Origin of the sequence: Amycolatopsis sp. NPDC051061 (genome assembly GCF_040682935.1) — a bacterium.
Lineage (GTDB): Bacteria > Actinomycetota > Actinomycetes > Mycobacteriales > Pseudonocardiaceae > Amycolatopsis.
This window is the reverse complement of the sequence record NZ_JBFBBZ010000006.1, coordinates 65,698-84,077: the sequence shown is the minus strand read 5'-3', so window position 1 is coordinate 84,077 and position 18,380 is coordinate 65,698. Positions and strand designations below refer to the sequence as shown.

Below are 18,380 nucleotides of genomic sequence, written 5' to 3'. Positions count from 1 at the left end.
CCGGGCTTTCCCGGGTCGGCGGCCCGCGCCCCGGTTTTTTCGGTTGTATTTTACGCCGCGGGGGTTGTTCCCAAACCCCCCCCCCCCCCCGGCGGGTCGCGCGCCTTGATCTCTCCCCGGTGATCTGCCCGCCACCGCTGTCACTTCCTGGCGGCGGCGACCTTCTTGCGCGGGGCGCGCTTGCGCGGCGCCGCCGCCGGGGCTTCGGCCTCGGCCACCTGGGCCTGCTCGTAGGCCGCGATCACCTCGGACGAAAGGCGGCCGCGCTCGGAGACCTCGTAGCCGTTCGCGTTCGCCCAGGCGCGGATCTGCTGGTTGCGTTCGCGGTCGCTCGTGCTCGTCGTGGTCGACTGGCCCGTCGCGACACGCACCTTGCGGCCGCCGATGCGCCGGCCGGCCGCGATGTAGCGGGCGAGTTCGGTGCGCAGGGCGGAGGCGTTGTCGTCCGAAAGGTCGATTTCGTAGGTGACGCCGTCGAGGCCGAACTGAACGGTCTGGGCAGCGGTGCTGCCGTCGATGTCGTCCAGGATCTCGACGAGGACTTTCTGGGCCACGGGAATGCTCCTCAAGCTGGATGTGCGTCCGGGGAACGTGACGTGTGACAAGTTGCACAATGACCGACGTTCTTGGGTGGAGTGTATCCACCCGGGGATCGGTACGGCAATTTCCCGGGGGTTCCCGCGATTCGGCAGTCCTGAAAGGACGCACCGCGCCGGTTCCACTGTGGAGACCCGGCGCGGCGCCCCGGACTACGTCCCGGAGGGTGTCGAGCCCTGTTCGCCGTGGTGGTAGGGCGGATCCGTCTCCAGCGCCTCGTCGGCTTTACCCTCGGCGGGGTCCGCGAGGTCCGCTTTCGCGGCGGCTTCCTTGGCCTCTTCGATGTGCTGCCGGGAGCGGGCGAGCTCCGCGTCGGGGTCGTCCTGCTTCTCGTTCGCCGCCATCACAACTCCTTGCCGGGCGTCTTCGGGCAATTGCTCACTTCCGGCTACCCGCCGGGGCGGGAGCGCAACCATCGGCCCGGTGATCGCTTCTTTGGTGTGGCTATTCCGGAAACCGGCGGTTCGATTCTCCGGGGAGGCGCTGAGGGTGGCGCAGACGGCGGCCCGCGGCGGCCGGAGTGCGTCACGGCGTTCCTGTGGCCCCGGCTCAGCCCACTCCGGCCGGTGGTCCGCCCCGGCTGCCGAGTGGGGTGCGGTAGCGCGTCTTGAATGACTCATTCAAGACCTTTGCCGAGCCACCGGCACCCGAGCCGCGACGACTTTGCCGGGTCCCTGCGTGGTGGGCGGGTGGCCGGGACCGGTTCCGCGTTCTCCTGCCCGGCGAAAGCACTCCGGCGCCGCTTTCCGCGCCGGCCCGGAAACGCCGAAGGGCCCCGCACCTGCTGGTGCGGGGCCCTTCCGGGGTGAAGCGGGAGTTACTTCTTCTTGGCCGCCGAGGTGCGCTTGGCCGGGGCCTTGGCGGCGGCGGGCTTCTTCGCCGCCGCGGTCTTGGTGGCGGCCGGCTTCGCGGCGACCTTCGCCCGCGTGGTGGTGGCCTTCGCCGTGGTGGCCTTGGCCGCCGTCTTCGGGGCCGCCTTGGTGGCGGTCGCCCGGGTGGCCGTGGCCTTGGCGGCCGGCTTCGCCGCGGTGGCGCGGGTCCGCGTGGTCGTCGCACGCGTGGTGGCCGGCTTGGCCGCCGCCGCGCGGGTGGTGCGGGTCGTCGTCGCCTTGGCCGGAGCCGCCGCGGCCTTCGTGGCCGGCGCGCGGGTCGCGGCCGAAGCGGCGCTGGCGCGCTTGACCGGGGTGGCCTTCGGGAGCTTCTTGGAGCCGGAGATGACGTCCTTGAACGTCGTGCCGGCGCGGAAGGCAGGGACGTTGGTCTTCTTGACCTTCACGGCCTCACCGGTGCGCGGGTTCCGAGCCGTACGCGCCGCACGGGCGCGCTTCTCGAACACGCCGAAGCCGGTGATGTTGACCTTCTCGCCCTTGTTGACCGTCCGGATGATGATGTCCACGAGACCGTCAACGGCCTGCGAAGCCACCTTCTTGTCGCCCAGACGCTCCGACAGCGCCTCGATCAGCTGGGCCTTGTTCGTCATTCCAGTCCTCCATAGTGGAACTTGTACACGGCCCATCTCGGCCGACACTGCACACGGTATTACCAATACCGCACAAAATCCAACCGGAGGTCGAAATATTTCCTTGCGAGGGCGTTGGTTCCGCCTCCTGATGGACCTTCGCGAGACGAACCCCGGAATGGAAAGCAAACCTCGACCATGGCTCTGAGCAGGCAAAACCCTATGGGTCAGCCGTCCACTGTGGTCGTCCATATAGGACCCGAGGCCCCTCGGAAGACTTTTTTCGCGACACGCCGGTGCGGGGCCCCTGGCGGGTGGCCGAGGCCGCCCCGGGCGCGATCCCGCGCTGCGGCGGGGGTTCCCGGGCCGCCCGGCGGACCCGTCGCCGGGGCCGCCGGGGCGTCCGCGGAGGGCCCGGCGACGCCGCTTCGCCGCGGAGCCAAGGCAGTAACGTCCCGGCGCCCCGGAACGACCTCTCCGGGGTGCGGCGAGGTCTGTTGCGGCGCAACCGGTGGCGCCCGCACCGGAAGTACGGTGCGGCGAAAAAGATCTTCCCCGTAGGGTGAACTCACTCGTTCGGCCCAGCATCGACCGCTGGTGACGACTCCGGTACGCCACCCCCGCTTCAGGGGTTCGGGTGGCGAAGCCCGCGACCGGGGCGAAGCCCCGATGTCACCGCCACAACGCCGTGTTGGGCGCGGGACTGTCGGCCCGGCGAGCTAGTCTGCCGCCGGAGGAAGCGCCGGGCGGACAGGGAGAACCGTGGACCAGGACACACTCACGACCGTGGTCGGCCGGGTGGCCGGGACCGAGGATTCGACGCCGCTGCAGTTCCACGTGGCCATCGATCCCGAGGCCTACCTGCAGCTCGACGACGTCGTCGTCACCCGGCGGCAACTCCCGGGGCTGGGGGAAGTCACGTCGTTCGGCGTCGTGACGCAGGTGAGCGCGCGGCACGAAGGCGCCAGCTTCGGCAGCGACGTCTTCCTGATCTCCGACGGGGTCCTGCCCGCGCAGGTGCAGGAGATCGCCGAGATCGCCACCACCCGCGTCGAGCCCGAGTGCTACGTGCCGCCGCGGCCGGGGGCCGTCGTCCAGCGCGCCGTGGGAGAGGATCGCGCGCAGGCGCTGTACTTCGACAACATGACCCGCCAGGTGGCGGTCGGCCTGGGGCGGGACGGCGAACCCGTCTACCTCAACATGGACTTCCTCGACGGCACGCGCGGCGCGCACGTCAGCATCAGCGGCGTCTCCGGGGTCGCCACCAAGACGTCGTTCGCGTTGTTCCTGCTCCACTCGATCTTCCGCGGCGGCGCCCTGCCGAACGCCCACAACGCCAAGGCCCTGGTGTTCTCGGTCAAGGGCGAGGACCTGCTGTTCCTCGACACCCCGAACGTCCACCTCGACGAGAAGCTCAAGGGCGAGTACGCCAAGCTCGGCCTGCCCGCGGAGCCGTTCGCCTCCGTCGGGTTCTACGCGCCGCCGACGCCGTCGGACACCACGGGGAAGCCTTACGTCACCGGGCGCACGTCCGGGGTCGGCGCCTTCTGGTGGACCATCGCGGAGTTCTGCGCCAAGGACCTGCTGCCCTACGTCTTCGCCGACGCCGAGGACGAGCGCAACCAGTACACGATGGTCATCCACCAGGTCGCGAACCGGTTGCGGCTCGACAGCACCCCCGCGGGCAAGGACGGCGCCGCGAACGTCGACGGCGTGCTGTGCCGCACCTACGCCGAGCTCGTCGACGTCATCTGCGAGCGCGTCACCGACGAGGAAACCCGCGCGAGCTGGGCGGGCGCCGTCACCGGTGCGGGCACGGTCAACGCGTTCATCCGCCGCCTGCGCTCCAGCCAGCGTGCGCTCAACGGCCTCATCCGCGGCGACCTCACCGACCACCCCGCACGTCAGCTGTCGACGGAGAACCAGCAGGTGACCGTCGTGGACATCCACAACCTCGTCGAGCGCGCGCAGCGGTTCGTCGTCGGTGTCACGCTCGCCGCGGAGACCACGCGCAAGGAAGCGGCCGGCCCGGGTGGTCTCCTGTTCACCATGCTGGACGAGCTGAACAAGTACGCGCCGCGCGAAGGCAGCAGCCCGATCAAGGAAGTGCTGCTGGACATCGCCGAGCGCGGCCGGTCCCTCGGCGTCATCCTGATCGGCGCGCAGCAGACCGCCAGCGAGGTCGAGCGCCGCATCGTCAGCAACAGCTCGGTGCGGATCGTCGGGCGCCTCGACGCCGCGGAGTCCTCGCGCCCCGAGTACGGCTTCCTCCCGGCCAGCCAGCGGCTCCGCGCGACGCTCGCGAAACCGGGCACGATGTTCGTGAGCCAGCCGGAGATCCCGGTGCCGATCGCCGTCGGCTTCCCGTTCCCGGCCTGGGCCACGCGGCTTTCCGAGGCCGGGAAGGTGCCGACGACCACGGCGAGCTCGAAGAAGTCCGATCCCTTCGCCGGTCTGCCCACGGGAAGCAGCGACCCGTTCGGCGACGACCCGCCGCCGTTCTGAGCCGCTCCGCCATCCGAACGGAAGAACGGAAGGAAGCCGCGTGAAGTTCCTGCACACCTCCGACTGGCACGTCGGCAAGACGCTCAAGGGCCGCAACCGCCTGGACGAGCAGCGGGCCGTGCTCGGCGAGATCGTCCGGATCGCGCGCGACGAGGCCTTCGACGCGATCCTCGTCGCGGGCGACCTCTACGAGACGTCGGCGCCGTCGGCCGCCGCGCAGGAACTCGTGGTCCAGGCGCTGATGGCGTTGCGCGACACCGGCGCCGAGGTCATCGCGATCGCCGGGAACCACGACCACGCGGCGACGTTCGAGGCGTACCGGCCGCTCCTGCGGAAAGCGGGCATCCACCTCACCGGGAACCCCCGGCCGGTCGCGGACGGCGGTGTCGTGTCGTTCGACGCCCGGTCGACCGGCGAGCGCGTCAACGTCTCCGTGTTGCCCTTCCTTTCCCAGCGCTACGCGGTCCGCGCGGCCGAGCTGCTCGCCGGGACCCCGGCGGACAACGTCGGCGAGTACGACCAGCGCGTGCGCGACATCCTGGCGCACCTCAAGTCCGGGTTCTCCGCCGGCGCGGTGAACCTCGTCATGGCGCACCTGACGGTGACCGGCGGGACGATGGGCGGCGGCGAGCGCGCGGCGCAGTCGATCTTCGAGTACCACGTGCCCGCGACGGCGTTCGGCGCCGACCCGCACTACGTCGCCCTCGGCCACCTGCACCGGCGCCAGTCCCTGCCCGCCGCCTGCCCGGTGCACTACAGCGGTTCGCCGTTCGCGGTGGACTTCGGCGAGCAGGACAACAAGAGCGTGGTCCTGGCCGTCGAGGTGACGCCGACGACACCGGCGAAGATCACGGAAATCCCGATGACCGCGGGACGGCGGCTGCGGACCGTCCACGGCACGGTGGCGGAGCTCGTCGGCCGCGCCGGGGAACTCGGCGAGGATTACCTGCGCGTCTACGTCCGCGAAGCGACCAGGGCGGGGCTGCGCGAGGAGATTCAGGAAGCCCTGCCGAACGCCCTGGAAATCCGCATCGACCCGGAGTTCGCCGCCCCGGTGACGACGGCGGGCGGCGACCGCGCGGTCGCGGACCGTTCGCCGGGGGAGCTGTTCGCGTCCTACTGCGAGGAGCGGACTGTCGAGGACAAGCGCGTCCAGTCGCTCTTCGCGCGGCTGCACGACGAAGAGACGAGCGGGGTGTGACATGCGACCTGTGCTGCTGGAGATGACCGGTTTCGCGTCGTTCCGCGACAAGACCGAAGTCAGCTTCGAGGACACGGACTACTTCGCGCTCGTCGGCCCGACGGGCGCCGGCAAGAGCACGGTGATCGACGCGCTCACCTTCGCCCTCTACGGCTCGGTCGCGCGCTGGGACCACGAAGGGCTCGTCGCGCCCGCGCTCGCTCCTACGGCGAACCGCGCCACCGTGCGGCTGGTCTTCGACGCCGGCGGCACGCGCTACCACGTCGTGCGGGAAGTCCGGCGCGGCGGCGGGAAGAAACCCACGGTCAGCGTGAAGAACGTCCGCCTGGAACGGCTCGCCGACCCCACCGCGCTCGGCGGCCCCGAGGACGACGCCGACCCGGTCGCCGCCGACTCCGAGGTCACCCCGGCCGTCGAACGCCTGCTCGGGTTGACGTTCAAGCACTTCTGCACCTGCGTGGCGCTGCCCCAGGGCGACTTCGCGGAGTTCCTGCACGCCAAGGCCGCGGACCGGCAGAAGATCCTCATCAAGCTGCTGGGCCTGGAGGTCTACGAGCGGATCGGCCGTCGTGCCGGGGTCACCGCGGAGCAGCAGAAGCAGCGCGCCGCCGTCCTCGCCGAACAGCTCGGCAGCTACGCCGACGCGACGGAAGAAGCTGTCGCCGAGCTGGCCACGAGGATGACCGCGCTCGCGGACCTGGAAGCGCGGGTGAACGCGGCGCTGCCGGGCCTGAACGACGCGACCCGCGCGCACGACGACGCCCGGCAGCTCGTCATGACCGTCAGCGAAGAACTGAGTGTCCTCGACGCGTTGGAACGGCCGGACGGCGTCGAAGACCTGGAAACGCGGCGCCGGGCCGCGGCCGACGCGGCCGCGACCGCGCGGGCCGGGCTGGAGCAGGCGGAAAAGGCGGACGAAACGGCCCGCGCCGCCTTGGCCGCCGCGCCCGACCGGAGCGGGCTGGAGCGGATCCGGGCCGCCCGCACGGAACTCGCCGACACGGAGTCGGCGCTGCCTCGCCTGGAAGAAGCGGCAAAGGCGGCGGCGCAGGCCAAAGCCGCCGCGGCGGTTTCGGTGACCGAAGCGGTCTCCGTCGTCGAAGCGGCGAGGAAAGCCCGCGACACCACCGCCCGGGCCGCGGAGGACGCGGCCGCGGAGGCCGCGCGGGCCCGTCAGGAGCGCGACCGGCTGGCCGGGCTGCGGCCGCCGGCGGATCTCGGCGACCTGTCGGCGGATTCGGCGCGGGTGGCGAAACGCACCGCGGCCGCGACCGCCCGGCTGACCGCGGCCGAAGCGGCCGACGCCGAAGCGCGCGCTGCGCTGGCCGCCCAGCCGGACGTCGCGCCGCTCGCCGCCGCCCGTTCGGACGCCCGCACGCTGTACGCGTTGTGTGAGGCGCAACGGAAGGCCGCACCCGAGCAGGCCGCGCGCCGGACGGAACTCGAAACGGCGCGAACCGCCTTCGCCCGGTCCGACGCCGAACTCACCGCGGCCAAGACCGCGCTGACCGAAGCGGAACGAGCGGGGCAGGCGCTGGCCCTGCGGGCCGGGCTCGCCGTCGGGCACCCGTGCCCGGTGTGCGAGCAGGAAGTTTCGACCCTGCCGGACTCCGGCGGGCACGCGCACCTGGCCGAAACCCGTGAACGCCTCGAGCGCGCCGAATCCGGCCGCGCCGCCGCCGAGTCCGCGCTGCGCAAGCTGGAGCGGGCCGTGGACCGCGACGCCGACTCGGCCGTGTCCGCGGCCGCGCAGGCGGAAGAACTGCGCGTGGCGCTCGCCGAGGTCGACGGCCCGCCCGAGTCCGCGGTGCTGCGGCGGCCGGTCGAGGCCTCTTTCTCCGAGCCGGACTACGCGGACCTCGTCGCGGCCGTGCGCGCCCGCGGCGAGTGGCTGTCGGCGACGATCGACGCCCGCTCCCGCGTCGCCGAAGCCGCCGGTGCCGCGGACGGGGAGCTGGCCGCGGCCCGCGCCGAACGCGCGGCTGCGCAGCAGGACGCCGACGTCGTCGAACGATCGGCCGCGGCGGCCCGGGAAGCACTGCGGGCGGCGCGCGACCCGCTCGTCGAGCTCGGTGCGCCCGCGATCGACGGCGACGACGTTCCGGCGGGCTGGCAGCGGCTCACCGCGTGGGCGGCTTCTTCACTGGAGGAACGGCGGACCACGCTGGCCGCGCTCGAAGCGGCCGCCGAAGCCGCGGGCAAGGAAGCCGTCGTGGCGGCGGAGGACCTCAAGACCGCCGAGGGGAACGCGGAGCAGCGGCGCACCCGCGCGGTCGACGCGGGCCTGGCCGAGCAGTCGGCGAGCACCGAATTCGCGACCGCCCGGCGCCGGCACGGTGAACTGGTCACGACGCTCGCCGAAGCGCCGTCCGCCGACGTGGTCACCGAACAGCTCGCGCGCGTCGCGGAACTCGAGCAGGCCGCGAAGGCCGCGGACGGCGACCTGCGGACCGCTCGCGCGACCGCGAAACAAGCCGTCGACGGTCAGTCGAGCATCACGAAGCAGGTCGACGCCGAACGGCAGAAGCTGTCGCGGGCCCGCGACCCCCTCGTCGGCCTCGGCGCCCCGCCGATCGATGGCGAGAGCCTCCTGGACGCGTGGTCCGCGCTCACGAACTGGGCGGCCGGACGGGCGAAGGAGCACCGCGAGCGGCTGGCCGTCGCGAAGACCGCCGAGGGGGAGACCGCGGAAGCGTTGCGGGTGGCCGAACGCGCGGTCGCCGACGACGTCACCGCGCTCGGGGTCGACCTGCCGGACGGGCCGGTGCGCGACCGCGTCCCGGTCGCCGTCGCCACCGCCCGGGCCCGCGCCGAGGGCGACCACACCGAGCTGAAGCGGCGTGTGGCGCGCGTGGCGGGCCTGCAGGGCGACATCGCGGCCGCGGAGTCCGAGGCGCAGGTCGCGCGGCTGCTCGCGGATCTCCTGCGCTCGGACAAGTTCCCGCGCTGGCTGATCGCCGGCGCGCTCGACACGCTCGTCGCCGAGGCGTCCGCGTCGCTGCTGGAGCTGTCCGGCGGCCAGTTCGAGCTGACCCACGACAAGGGCGACTTCCTGGTGGTGGACCACAACGAGGCCGACGCCCGGCGCCCGGTCAAGACGCTGTCCGGCGGGGAGACCTTCCAGGCGTCGCTTTCGCTGGCTCTCGCGCTGTCGTCCCAGCTCGGGGCCATGGCGGCGGACGGGGCGACCAAGCTCGAGTCGATCTTCCTCGACGAAGGCTTCGGGACGCTCGACGAGGCCACCCTCGACGTCGTGGCGTCCACTTTGGAGAACCTGTCGGCCACCGGCTCCCGGATGGTCGGGGTGATCACGCACGTGCCGGCGCTGGCCGAGCGCGTGCCGGTGCGGTTCCAGGTGACCCGCGACGGCACCGGCTCGCACATCAGCAGGGAGGGCGCATGACCGCCGTGGCCGGGATGCACTTCAACGTCGACTCGTGGGACCCGGGCTACGGCAGCTCGATGGAGGCCGAGGAGCTGGCGCGGTCCGGGGCCGAGGTCGAGCTCGAGGTCGAGGTGCCGACGGAAGAATGGACGCCCATCGACCCCTCGCCGGTTTCGGCGCCCGACGCGGTGTTGTTCGTCGACGGCGTCCGCCGGATCGACGCCCGCGTCTGGATCGACGACCCGGCGGGGATGAACTCGGCGTCCATCGGGCTCTGCGCGTCCTACGCGGCCGGAGTGGTGTGCTGCTGTGACGGGCGGGCGCACGTCGTCGCGACCGACGTCCGGCGCGGGGTGTTCACGGTCGCTTCGGAAGCCGGCGACATCCCGACCTCGGCGGGGGTCTACCGGGCGTTCCGCGCCCCGGCCAAGGAGGACAAGCCGCTGGCGGTGGTGCTGTCGTCGGCGTTGCAGGAGCAGCTGGCCGAGGCCGAGCTGGACACGGCCACCGAGGCGCGCAAGGCGATCGCGGGGCACGTCGGCAGCGACCTGCTGGTGGTCGACGGGCCGCTGAGCGGCCGCACGCACCTGCCCCGGGCGGTCGGGTTCATCAAGAGCCACCAGACGACGTACCTGCCGGGTGACCTCAACGCGATGGTCGGCCGGCTCGAGCCGCACCAGCGCACGCCGGTGTTCCTGATGGGCACGACGTGGGTCCGGCATTCGTGGTACCTGCGCCTGCCGTCGGTGGGCGGGCCGCCGTGGTCGGGCGTGGTGCGCGTGGAGGCGGCGCCGCACCTCGGCCGCGAGGAGGTGGCCGGGCTCGCGAACCTGACGCAGTCGGTGCTGGGACGGTTCGCGTCGGTGGCTTACAAGGATTCACGGGCGCCGCAGAACCTGTACCCGATCGCGGGCCTGGAGCGTGACCTGCGGCATCGGCTGGGGGACCAGCAGTTCGTGTACCGGGCACTGCGGCTGGCCGCGGCCCGCTGAGCGCCCTCAGACCGGCCCGGCGGGGGCGTACTGCCCCGCCGGGCCGGAATCCGCCCCTCTGGGGGTGGGCGGCCCCGGGCCGGCGGCCTGGGGACCGCCCGACCCGAGGTGTCCTTTGTGGAGGGTCAGCTCAGCGAGCCGTCCCCGGTCTGCGGTGCGCCCGCCGGCTTCACCGTGACCTGCGGTTTCGCCGGCTCGGCCGCCTTCGACGTCACCGGCGGATTCGGCTTCGGCTTCGTGGTGGTCGGCTTCGGGTGAGCCGTCCTGGTCGGCAGCGGGTTCCCCGTGACGGTGAAGGAACCGGTCGCCCGTCGGCCGTCGGAGCACGGGAACGAAGCCGGGTAGGTGCCGGGCCGCTGGACCGCCGTCGTGTACCCGGCGTGCCGGCCCCAGTCGCCGCCCTCGGTCCATCTCAGCGGCGCGGTGAAGCCCCGTGAGGTGACCGGTCCGCTCGGCGTGCAGCCGACGTCCCACTCGGCGAACACGACCGCCTGGATCTGCCCGCCCGGCTCGACCTGCTGGGTCAGTGACCACACGACGGCCTGGTCCGCGTGCGCCGGTGCCGCCAGTGCGAGTGTCGCCGCTCCCGCCGTCATTAGTCCGATCAGTGTTTTCTGCAGCATGAGCCGCCCCCTCTTCTCGTGCTCCCTCCACGCCTGAGCCGGGAAAACGGTTGAGTCCCCCAAATGTTCAAGTACGTGAACGACTATCGAGTCTATGTTTACCGGTCACGTATGCGTTAGCTTGTCCGCCGTTGATCCCGTTCGGTGGCTAGGGAGACTCGATGCGCAACGGCCGGCTCGTTCTTGCCGCGGTACTGGGACTGTCGCTCGCGGTCCCCGCGACCGCCACCGCGGACGCGCGGCCCTGGCGCGACGCCCGCCAGTCGCCCGACCGCCGCGCCGCGGAGCTCGTCGCCGCGATGACGCTCGACGAGAAGATCTCCCAGCTGCACCTGCAGCCCGACGCCGAGCACCAGCGGTTCGTGCCACCCATTCCCCGCCTCGGCGTGCCCGGCTTCCGGATCGCCAACGGCCCGGCCGGCATGGGCCCCGCCGACGACAAGCCGCAGAAGCCGGCGACCGCGCTGCCGGCCACGATGGCGCTGGCGTCGACGTTCGACACCGGCCTCGCGCGCCGCTACGGCCACCTGATCGGCGACGAAACCCGCGCGCTCGCGCACAACGTCTCCGAGGGCCCGGACATCAACATCGCCCGCGTGCCGCGCAACGGCCGGACGTTCGAGGGGATGGGGGAGGACCCGGTGCTCGTCGGGGCCATGGGCGCCGCCGACATCCGCGGCATCCAGGAGAACGGCACCATCGCCGAGGTCAAGCACTACGCGGCGAACAACCAGGAGACCCAGCGCCAGAGCATCGACGAGCACATCGACGAACGCACCCTCAACGAGCTCTACCTGCCGCACTTCGAGCAGGCGGTCACCGAAGGCCGCGCGGGCTCGGTGATGTGCGCCTACCCGAAGATCAACGGCGTGTTCACGTGCGAGAACCCGGCGCTGCTGCAGGACAAGCTGCGGGACGACTGGGGGTTCAAGGGATTCGTCCAGTCCGACTGGGGTGCCGCGCACAGCACCGTCGGGTCGGCGAACGCCGGCATGAACCTCGAAATGATCGACGGCACCTGGTACGGCGAGAAGATGAAGCAGGCCGTGCTCGCCGGGCAGGTGAGCGAACAGCGCGTCGGCGAGCTGCTGCTGCCGCGGTTCCGGACGATGTTCGCGTTCGGGCAGTTCGACCACCCGCCGGTGCTGACGCCGCTGCCGGTCGCGCAGCACGACGCGGCCGCGAAGCAGTTCGCCGAACGCGGCATGGTGCTGCTGCGCAACGAACACGCCCAGCTGCCGCTCGACGACCGCGCGGTGAAGTCGATCGCGCTGATCGGGCCGTTCGCGACCAAGGCCAAGACCGGCGGCGGGGGCAGCTCCGCCGTCATTCCGACGTCCACAGTGGACCCGTTGCCGGGGCTGCAGCAGCGGGTTCCGGGCGCCGCGGTGACCCTCGACGACGGCAGCGACCCGGCGCGGGCGGCTTCGCTGGCGGGGACTTCCGACGTCGCCGTCGTGATGGTCGGCGACAACGAGGCCGAGGGCAAGGACCGCGCGAGCCTGGCCTTGGACGGCAACCAGGACGCGCTCGTCGCGGCGGTCGCGGCGGCGAACCCGCGCACCGTGGTCGTGGTGAAGAGCGGCGGGCCGGTGCTGATGCCGTGGGCGTCGTCGGTGCCCGCGATCCTGCAGGCGTGGTACCCGGGCCAGCAGGACGGCGCCGCGGTGGCGGGCGTGCTGTTCGGGGACGTCAACCCGTCGGCGAAGCTGCCGATCACGTTCCCCGCGGCGGACGCGGACACCCCGGCGAACACGCCGGCGCAGTTCCCGGGCGTCGGCGGGGTCGCGACGTACTCGGAGGGGCTGCAGGTCGGCTACCGGTGGTTCGACGCGCAGGGCCGCGCGCCGCTGTTCCCGTTCGGGCACGGCCTGTCGTACACGACGTTCGCGTTCTCGGGGCTGTCGGTGCGCAACACGCGCGATGGCGCGACGGCGACGTTCACGGTCCGGAACACGGGCAAGCGGGCGGGCGCCGAGGTGGCGCAGCTGTACCTGGGCTTCCCGGCGGCCGCGGGCGAGCCGCCGCGGCAGCTGAAGGGGTTCTCGCGGGTGGAGCTGGCCCCCGGTCAGGCTCGGCGGGTGACGATCGAGCTGGACGCGCGCGACTTTTCGACGTGGGACACGGGCAGCCACGCTTGGCGGCCGGTGAAGGGCGGGTTCACGGTGCAGGTGGGCGACTCGTCGCGGTCGTTGCCGCTGCAGGCACCCCTCACGCGGCGCTGAGGCTGGCCTCGGTGCAGGTGGTCGTGAGCGGGAAACAGGGTAGGAACACTGTTTCCCGCTCACGACCGGCGTCGGTCAGGCCTTGCAGCCGGGGGCGATCGCCGCCGCGGCCACCAGCTCCCGGGACTCCACCAGCGGGGCGACCGGGTCGTACGTGCCGTCGACGTCCTGCTGGGCCTGCTGCAGCGCCTTCGCCGCCGGGTCCTGCGAGGCCACGTCGCCCGGCTTCGCGCGGTCCAGCGCGGTCTTCGCGTCGCGGGCGCGGTCGCGGGCCGTCGTGAACTTGCCGACGAACGCCTTCCGGACCGTCTCGGCCAGCGGCACCGGGGCCGCCGGGAGCGCCGTCAGCCGGTCGACCACCTCGCCCGTGCGGTCGGCGATGCCGCCCAGCTCCTCGCTGAGCGCCTTCTGCGCTTCCTCGACCGAGTTCGGCACGGACGTCCCCGGCGCCGCCTCCTCGCCGGTGCGCTTCCGGTAGCCGTGGATGGCGGAGCAGAAGCCGTCCAGCCAGTCGAGCGTCGCCGGGTCGACCGACGGTGCCGTGGCGGGCGTCGGCGGGGCCGTCACCGTCACGGTCGGCGGGGCCGCACGCGGCTCCGAACACGCGGCCAGCAGCAGGCAGGCGCCGAGCAGTCCCGGGACGATCTTCATGGCTTCCCCTCACGCTTTGCGGGTACACGCGCGAGCGGGCCCGGCGGTTGCCTCAGGCCGCGGCGAGCGTCCCGCCCAGCGCGAGCCGGCCGTCGTCGGTCAGCTCCGCGCGCGTCCACTGCCCGACGGCCACGACCGGCCCCCGCGCCGGCCGGATCAGCCCGGCCCGCGCCAGGTCGTGCGCCGTCGCCTGGTCGCAGCACGGCAACCCGTCGACCCGCAGGTCCGGCTCGCAGCTGCAGGTCAGCTCGGCCCGCCCCGCCCCGACGGCCCGCAACATCGCCAGCGCCCTTCTGTTCAACATGGTCGTTCCCCCTCCGTGGTGCTGTCCTGAAGGAGACGTGACCGCCGTCACCGAATACGCGGCTTTCGCGAGGTTCCCCCGAACGGTGCACCATGACCCCATGACGGATTCGATCGGCGACCCCGCGGTGCGCGCTTTCATCGACGCACTGAACGCGGGCGACCGCACAGCGTTCCAAGCCGCGCTCACCCCGGACGCGACGATGTCCGACGACGGCACGGACCGTGATCTGACGGAGTGGACGGAAAAAGAGATCTTCTCCAGCCAGGGCCACCTCGAGGTGGAGACCGCGGAGGACGAGGGTCGCAGGTTCGTGGCGAACTACTCGAACTCGACGTGGGGCGCGATGCGGACGCGGTGGGCGTTCACGGTTCGCGACGGCAAGGTGGCGCGCTTCGAAACGGGTCAAGCCTGACCCACGCGACGCCGTGAACGCCAGGGCTCCGGCAAGGTCACGTCCGCGCGCGGAGCCGGGTGTCGCGAATGAGTCATTGGGGGCGCCGGAGGTCCCGAATGAGTCATTCGCGACGTTGGGCGACCGTCATGAACTGGCTTCGCTGTGACTCCTGGGGCGGGAGTTACAGGCGTTCCTGCAACGCATCCGCCGCGGCGAGCAGGTCCGCTGCCCAGCGGGCGCCCGGCTTGCGGCCGATGCGCTCGATCGGGCCCGACACCGACACCGCTGCCACTACCGTGCCCGCCGAATCGCGGACCGGCGCCGAAATGCTGGCCACGCCGGGCTCGCGTTCGGCCACGCTCTGCGCCCAGCCGCGGCGGCGCACCTCCAGCAGCGTCCGCTCGCCGAAGACCGCGTCCGCCAGGATCGTGCGCTGCGTGTGCGGATCCGCCCACGCCGCCAGCACCTTCGCGCCCGAGCCCGCCGTCATCGGCAGCCGCGAGCCCACCGGGACCGTGTCGCGCAGGCCACTCGGCGGCTCCGCCGTCGCGACGCACACGCGCTGCACGCCGTCGCGTCGGTAGAGCTGCACGCTTTCGCCCGTGACGTCCCGCAGCTTCGGCAGCACCACGCCCGCCGCGTCGAGCAGCGGGTCCGTCGAACCGCCGGCCAGCTCGGCCAGCGCCGTACCGGGACGCCAGCGGCCGTCGGGACCCCGGCGCAGCAGCCGGTGCACCTCGAGCCCGACCGCGAGCCGGTGCGCGGTGGCCCGGGGCAGGCCCGTCCGCGTGCACAGTTCCGCGAGGCCGCAGGGGTCGTCCGCGACCGCCTGGAGAACGGCCACTGCTTTGTCCAGTACTCCGATACCGCTATGCTGTCCCACGAACCGATACTAGCGTCCCGCACTTTGGGAAGTCCAGTATCTGGGAAAACCCTGAACTCGAGCTGCGCCCCTCCTTCGCGGCTCGCATTCGCCCCCTGCGGTGCGCGCCCGAGTTCCGACGTCGAACCGTGGAAGGAGCCGGAGATGACCAGCCCGACCGGCAAGGCCCGCACACTGGCGGAGAAGGTGTGGGAAAGCCACCTCGTGCGCCGAGGGGAAGGCGCCGAACCGGACCTGCTCTACATCGACCTCCACCTGCTGCACGAAGTGACCAGCCCGCAGGCCTTCGACGGCCTCCGCCTGGCCGGGCGGCCGCTGCGCCGCCCCGACCTGACCATCGCGACCGAGGACCACAACGTCCCGACCGTCGACATCGAGCTCCCCATCGCCGATCCGGTCTCGCGCACCCAGGTCGACACCCTTCGCCGCAACTGCAAGGAGTTCGGGGTCCGGCTGCACCCGATGGGTGACGCCGAGCAGGGCATCGTGCACGTCATCGGCCCGCAGCTCGGCCTGACCCAGCCCGGGATGACCGTGGTCTGCGGCGACAGCCACACGTCCACGCACGGCGCGTTCGGCGGCATCGCCTTCGGCATCGGCACGTCCGAGGTCGAGCACGTCATGGCGACGCAGACGCTGCCGCTGCGTCCGTTCAAGACGATGGCGATCACGGTGGACGGTGAGCTGCGTCCCGGCGTCACGGCGAAGGACGTCATCCTCGCGGTGATCGCCAAGATCGGCACCGGCGGCGGCCAGGGTTACATCCTGGAGTACCGCGGCAAGGCCATCGAGGCGCTCTCGATGGAGGCCCGGATGACCGTCTGCAACATGTCGATCGAGGCCGGCGCCCGCGCCGGGATGATCGCCCCGGACGAGACGACGTTCGAGTACCTGAAGGGCCGTCCGCACGCGCCGAAGGGCGCCGACTGGGACGCCGCCGTCGAGAACTGGCGGGAGTTGCGCACCGACGACGACGCCGAGTTCGACGCCGAGGTGCACCTCGACGCGAGCGCGCTGACGCCGTTCGTGACCTGGGGCACCAACCCCGGCCAGGGCCTCCCGCTGGGTGCCGAGGTGCCCGACCCGGAGCTGATCCCGGACGAGAACGACCGCATCGCCGCTGAAAAAGCGCTGTCCTATATGGACTTGACGCCCGGGACGCCGCTGCGGGAGATCTCGGTCGACACCGTCTTCCTCGGCTCCTGCACCAACGGCCGGATCGAGGACCTGCGGGCCGCGGCCGAGGTGCTGCGCGGGCGGAAGGTAGCGGACTCGGTCCGCATGCTGGTGGTTCCCGGCTCGATGCGCGTGCGCAAGGCCGCCGAGGAGGAGGGCCTCGACGAGGTCTTCACCGCCGCGGGCGCCGAGTGGCGCCAGGCCGGCTGCTCGATGTGCCTGGGCATGAACCCGGACCAGCTGAAGCCGGGCGAGCGCAGCGCGTCGACGTCGAACCGCAACTTCGAGGGCCGGCAGGGCAAGGGCGGCCGGACGCACCTGGTGTCGCCGCTGGTGGCCGCCGCCACGGCCGTCCGGGGCACGCTGTCGTCCCCGGAAGACCTGCTCACCGCCACCCGCTGACCCCGAGAGGAGCTCCCACCATGGAACCGTTCACCCAGCACACCGGCATCGGCGTCCCGCTGCGCCGGTCCAACGTGGACACCGACCAGATCATCCCGGCGGTCTACCTCAAGCGGGTGACCCGCACCGGCTTCGAGGACGGCCTGTTCGCCGCCTGGCGCGGTGACCAGGACTTCATCCTCAACTCCGAGCCGTTCAAGAGCGGCAGCGTGCTGGTCGCGGGCCCGGACTTCGGCACCGGCTCGTCCCGCGAGCACGCCGTCTGGGCGCTGATGGACTACGGCTTCCGGGCCGTCATCTCCGCCCGGTTCGCCGACATCTTCCGCGGCAACTCCGGCAAGGGCGGCCTGGTGGCCGCGCAGTGCGAGCAGCACGACGTCGAGCTGCTCTGGAAGCTGCTCGAAAACGAGCCCGGCACCGAGGTCACGGTCGACCTCGAGACCAAGACCGTGCGGGCCAAGGACTTCACCGCGCCCTTCCAGATCGACGACTACGTCCGCTGGCGGCTGCTCGAAGGCCTCGACGACATCGCTCTCACGTTGCGCCATGCCGGTGAGATCGACGGCTTCGAGGCGACCCGCCCGTCCTGGAAGCCGACGACCACCCCGGTCGCCGCCGGCTAGGTTCTTTCGGGGGGCGGAATTCCCTGCCGCGCAAGGGATTCCGCCCCGATCGGCCGGCTTTCGACACGACGCCGAACGGTCCTCCGAAGGCCCTTCACGGGGTCCTCTCGCGAGGCGGAACCCGTCCCCCGGCAAGGGAAAGATTCCGCGTGCCGTTTGGAATTTGTGCTGCCTTGGTAATACCGTGTCGCTAGTCGGCCCGACGTGGCCGTGGACGAGTACTTCCTTCTTGGAGGACTGGTATGGCCAACAAGGCCCAGCTGATCGAGGCGCTGACGGAGCGCCTGGGCGACAAGAAGGCCGCTTCCGAGGCGGTCGACGGTCTGGTCGACATCATCATCCGGACGGTCAACAAGGGTGAAAAGGTCAACATCACCGGCTTCGGTGTGTTCGAGAAGCGTGCCCGCGCGGCGCGGACGGCCCGGAACCCGCGTACGGGTGAGGCTGTGCGGGTCAAGAAGACCAACGTGCCCGCGTTCCGCGCCGGGACCACCTTCAAGGACGTGATTTCCGGCGCGAAGAAGCTGGCCAAGGCGGCGCCGGTCAAACGTGCGACGGCGGGCGCCCGCGCATCCACGACGACGCGGGCGACGACGCCCCGCGCGGCTGCGGCCAAGCCGGCCACCACGCGCGCGACGGCGGCGAAGCCGGCGACGACAACGCGCGCGACAGCGGCGAAGGCGGCCCCGAAGACGACCACGACGCGGGCCAAGGCGGCCCCGAAGACGACGGCGGCCAAGTCGGCCGCGGCGAAGCCGACGACGGCGGCGAAGTCCACGACGGCCCGGAAGACGACGGCGGCGAAGACCACGACGGCCCGCAAGACGACGGCCGCCAAGGCACCCGCCAGGCGGACCACGGCGGCGAAGAAGAGCTGACCGCCCGAAACTGTCGGACCCCTGCGGTAACGTGAAATCGGGGGGTCCCCAGGGGGTGATCCTCGCTGGGCGAGTGACT

Annotated in this window: 16 protein-coding genes; 9 read left to right on the top strand and 7 right to left on the bottom strand. The window is 72.0% G+C overall.

The annotated features are described in order from the left end of the window. Positions 1-140: 140 nt before the first annotated feature. The 3 genes from AB0N03_RS10175 to AB0N03_RS10165 all read right to left on the bottom strand — a co-directional run bounded on the left by AB0N03_RS10175 (position 141) and on the right by AB0N03_RS10165 (position 2,077). Positions 141-554 carry an Lsr2 family protein gene (locus AB0N03_RS10175; protein WP_364368321.1) on the bottom strand — a complete coding sequence of 138 codons (414 nt, stop codon included), beginning with the start codon at positions 552-554 and terminating at the stop codon, positions 141-143. A gap of 195 nt (positions 555-749) precedes the next feature. After that, the gene (locus AB0N03_RS10170) at positions 750-941 is read right to left on the bottom strand and encodes a hypothetical protein (protein ID WP_364368318.1); all 192 of its coding nucleotides are present in this window, start codon (positions 939-941) and stop codon (positions 750-752) included. A 473-nt stretch (positions 942-1,414) separates the two neighbouring features. Then, positions 1,415-2,077: an HU family DNA-binding protein gene (locus AB0N03_RS10165; RefSeq protein WP_364368315.1), complete on the bottom strand. Its 663-nt coding sequence runs from the start codon at positions 2,075-2,077 to the stop codon at positions 1,415-1,417. 741 nt (positions 2,078-2,818) lie between these two features. Here AB0N03_RS10165 and AB0N03_RS10160 point away from each other — a divergent pair. The 4 genes from AB0N03_RS10160 to AB0N03_RS10145 are packed head-to-tail and all read left to right on the top strand — an operon-like array spanning position 2,819 to position 10,139. Beyond that, complete coding sequence (locus AB0N03_RS10160) at positions 2,819-4,561, top strand: ATP-binding protein (protein WP_364368313.1); 1,743 nt, start codon at positions 2,819-2,821, stop codon at positions 4,559-4,561. 40 nt (positions 4,562-4,601) lie between these two features. After that, complete coding sequence (locus tag AB0N03_RS10155) at positions 4,602-5,762, top strand: exonuclease SbcCD subunit D (protein ID WP_364368310.1); 1,161 nt, start codon at positions 4,602-4,604, stop codon at positions 5,760-5,762. A 1-nt stretch (position 5,763) separates the two neighbouring features. Further along, a complete protein-coding gene (locus AB0N03_RS10150; RefSeq protein WP_364368307.1) occupies positions 5,764-9,165 on the top strand; it encodes an SMC family ATPase in 3,402 nt (1,133 codons plus the stop codon). Next, on the top strand, positions 9,162-10,139 hold the full coding sequence (locus AB0N03_RS10145; RefSeq protein WP_364368304.1) for a hypothetical protein: 978 nt from the start codon (positions 9,162-9,164) through the stop codon (positions 10,137-10,139). The genes AB0N03_RS10150 and AB0N03_RS10145 overlap by 4 nt, the downstream gene beginning before the upstream one ends. 125 nt (positions 10,140-10,264) lie before the next feature. Here the strand turns inward: AB0N03_RS10145 and AB0N03_RS10140 are convergent, their stop codons facing one another. Beyond that, a complete protein-coding gene (locus AB0N03_RS10140; protein WP_364368301.1) occupies positions 10,265-10,762 on the bottom strand; it encodes a hypothetical protein in 498 nt (165 codons plus the stop codon). A 161-nt stretch (positions 10,763-10,923) separates the two neighbouring features. On the opposite strand from AB0N03_RS10140, the gene AB0N03_RS10135 reads away from it, so the two are divergent. Then, positions 10,924-12,987, top strand: coding sequence for a glycoside hydrolase family 3 C-terminal domain-containing protein (locus AB0N03_RS10135; protein ID WP_364368299.1), 2,064 nt, complete (start codon positions 10,924-10,926; stop codon positions 12,985-12,987). 75 nt (positions 12,988-13,062) lie between these two features. Here AB0N03_RS10135 and AB0N03_RS10130 read toward each other — a convergent pair whose 3' ends face one another. Next, entirely contained in the window at positions 13,063-13,638 is a 576-nt protein-coding gene (locus tag AB0N03_RS10130; RefSeq protein WP_364368296.1) for a hypothetical protein, read from the bottom strand. Positions 13,639-13,690: 52 nt separating this feature from the next. After that, positions 13,691-13,942: a hypothetical protein gene (locus tag AB0N03_RS10125; RefSeq protein ID WP_364368294.1), complete on the bottom strand. Its 252-nt coding sequence runs from the start codon at positions 13,940-13,942 to the stop codon at positions 13,691-13,693. 100 nt (positions 13,943-14,042) lie between these two features. On the opposite strand from AB0N03_RS10125, the gene AB0N03_RS10120 reads away from it, so the two are divergent. Beyond that, a complete protein-coding gene (locus AB0N03_RS10120) occupies positions 14,043-14,357 on the top strand; it encodes a nuclear transport factor 2 family protein (RefSeq protein WP_364368291.1) in 315 nt (104 codons plus the stop codon). A gap of 163 nt (positions 14,358-14,520) precedes the next feature. Here the strand turns inward: AB0N03_RS10120 and AB0N03_RS10115 are convergent, their stop codons facing one another. After that, positions 14,521-15,222: an IclR family transcriptional regulator gene (locus tag AB0N03_RS10115; protein WP_051183801.1), complete on the bottom strand. Its 702-nt coding sequence runs from the start codon at positions 15,220-15,222 to the stop codon at positions 14,521-14,523. 144 nt (positions 15,223-15,366) lie between these two features. Between AB0N03_RS10115 and leuC the strand changes: the two genes are divergently transcribed. The 3 genes from leuC to AB0N03_RS10100 all read left to right on the top strand — a co-directional run bounded on the left by leuC (position 15,367) and on the right by AB0N03_RS10100 (position 18,301). After that, a complete protein-coding gene (leuC, locus tag AB0N03_RS10110) occupies positions 15,367-16,800 on the top strand; it encodes a 3-isopropylmalate dehydratase large subunit (RefSeq protein WP_364368287.1) in 1,434 nt (477 codons plus the stop codon). A 20-nt stretch (positions 16,801-16,820) separates the two neighbouring features. Continuing rightward, a complete protein-coding gene (gene leuD, locus AB0N03_RS10105; RefSeq protein ID WP_364368284.1) occupies positions 16,821-17,423 on the top strand; it encodes a 3-isopropylmalate dehydratase small subunit in 603 nt (200 codons plus the stop codon). Positions 17,424-17,665: 242 nt separating this feature from the next. Continuing rightward, positions 17,666-18,301, top strand: coding sequence for an HU family DNA-binding protein (locus AB0N03_RS10100; RefSeq protein ID WP_364368281.1), 636 nt, complete (start codon positions 17,666-17,668; stop codon positions 18,299-18,301). Positions 18,302-18,380: the final 79 nt, after the last annotated feature.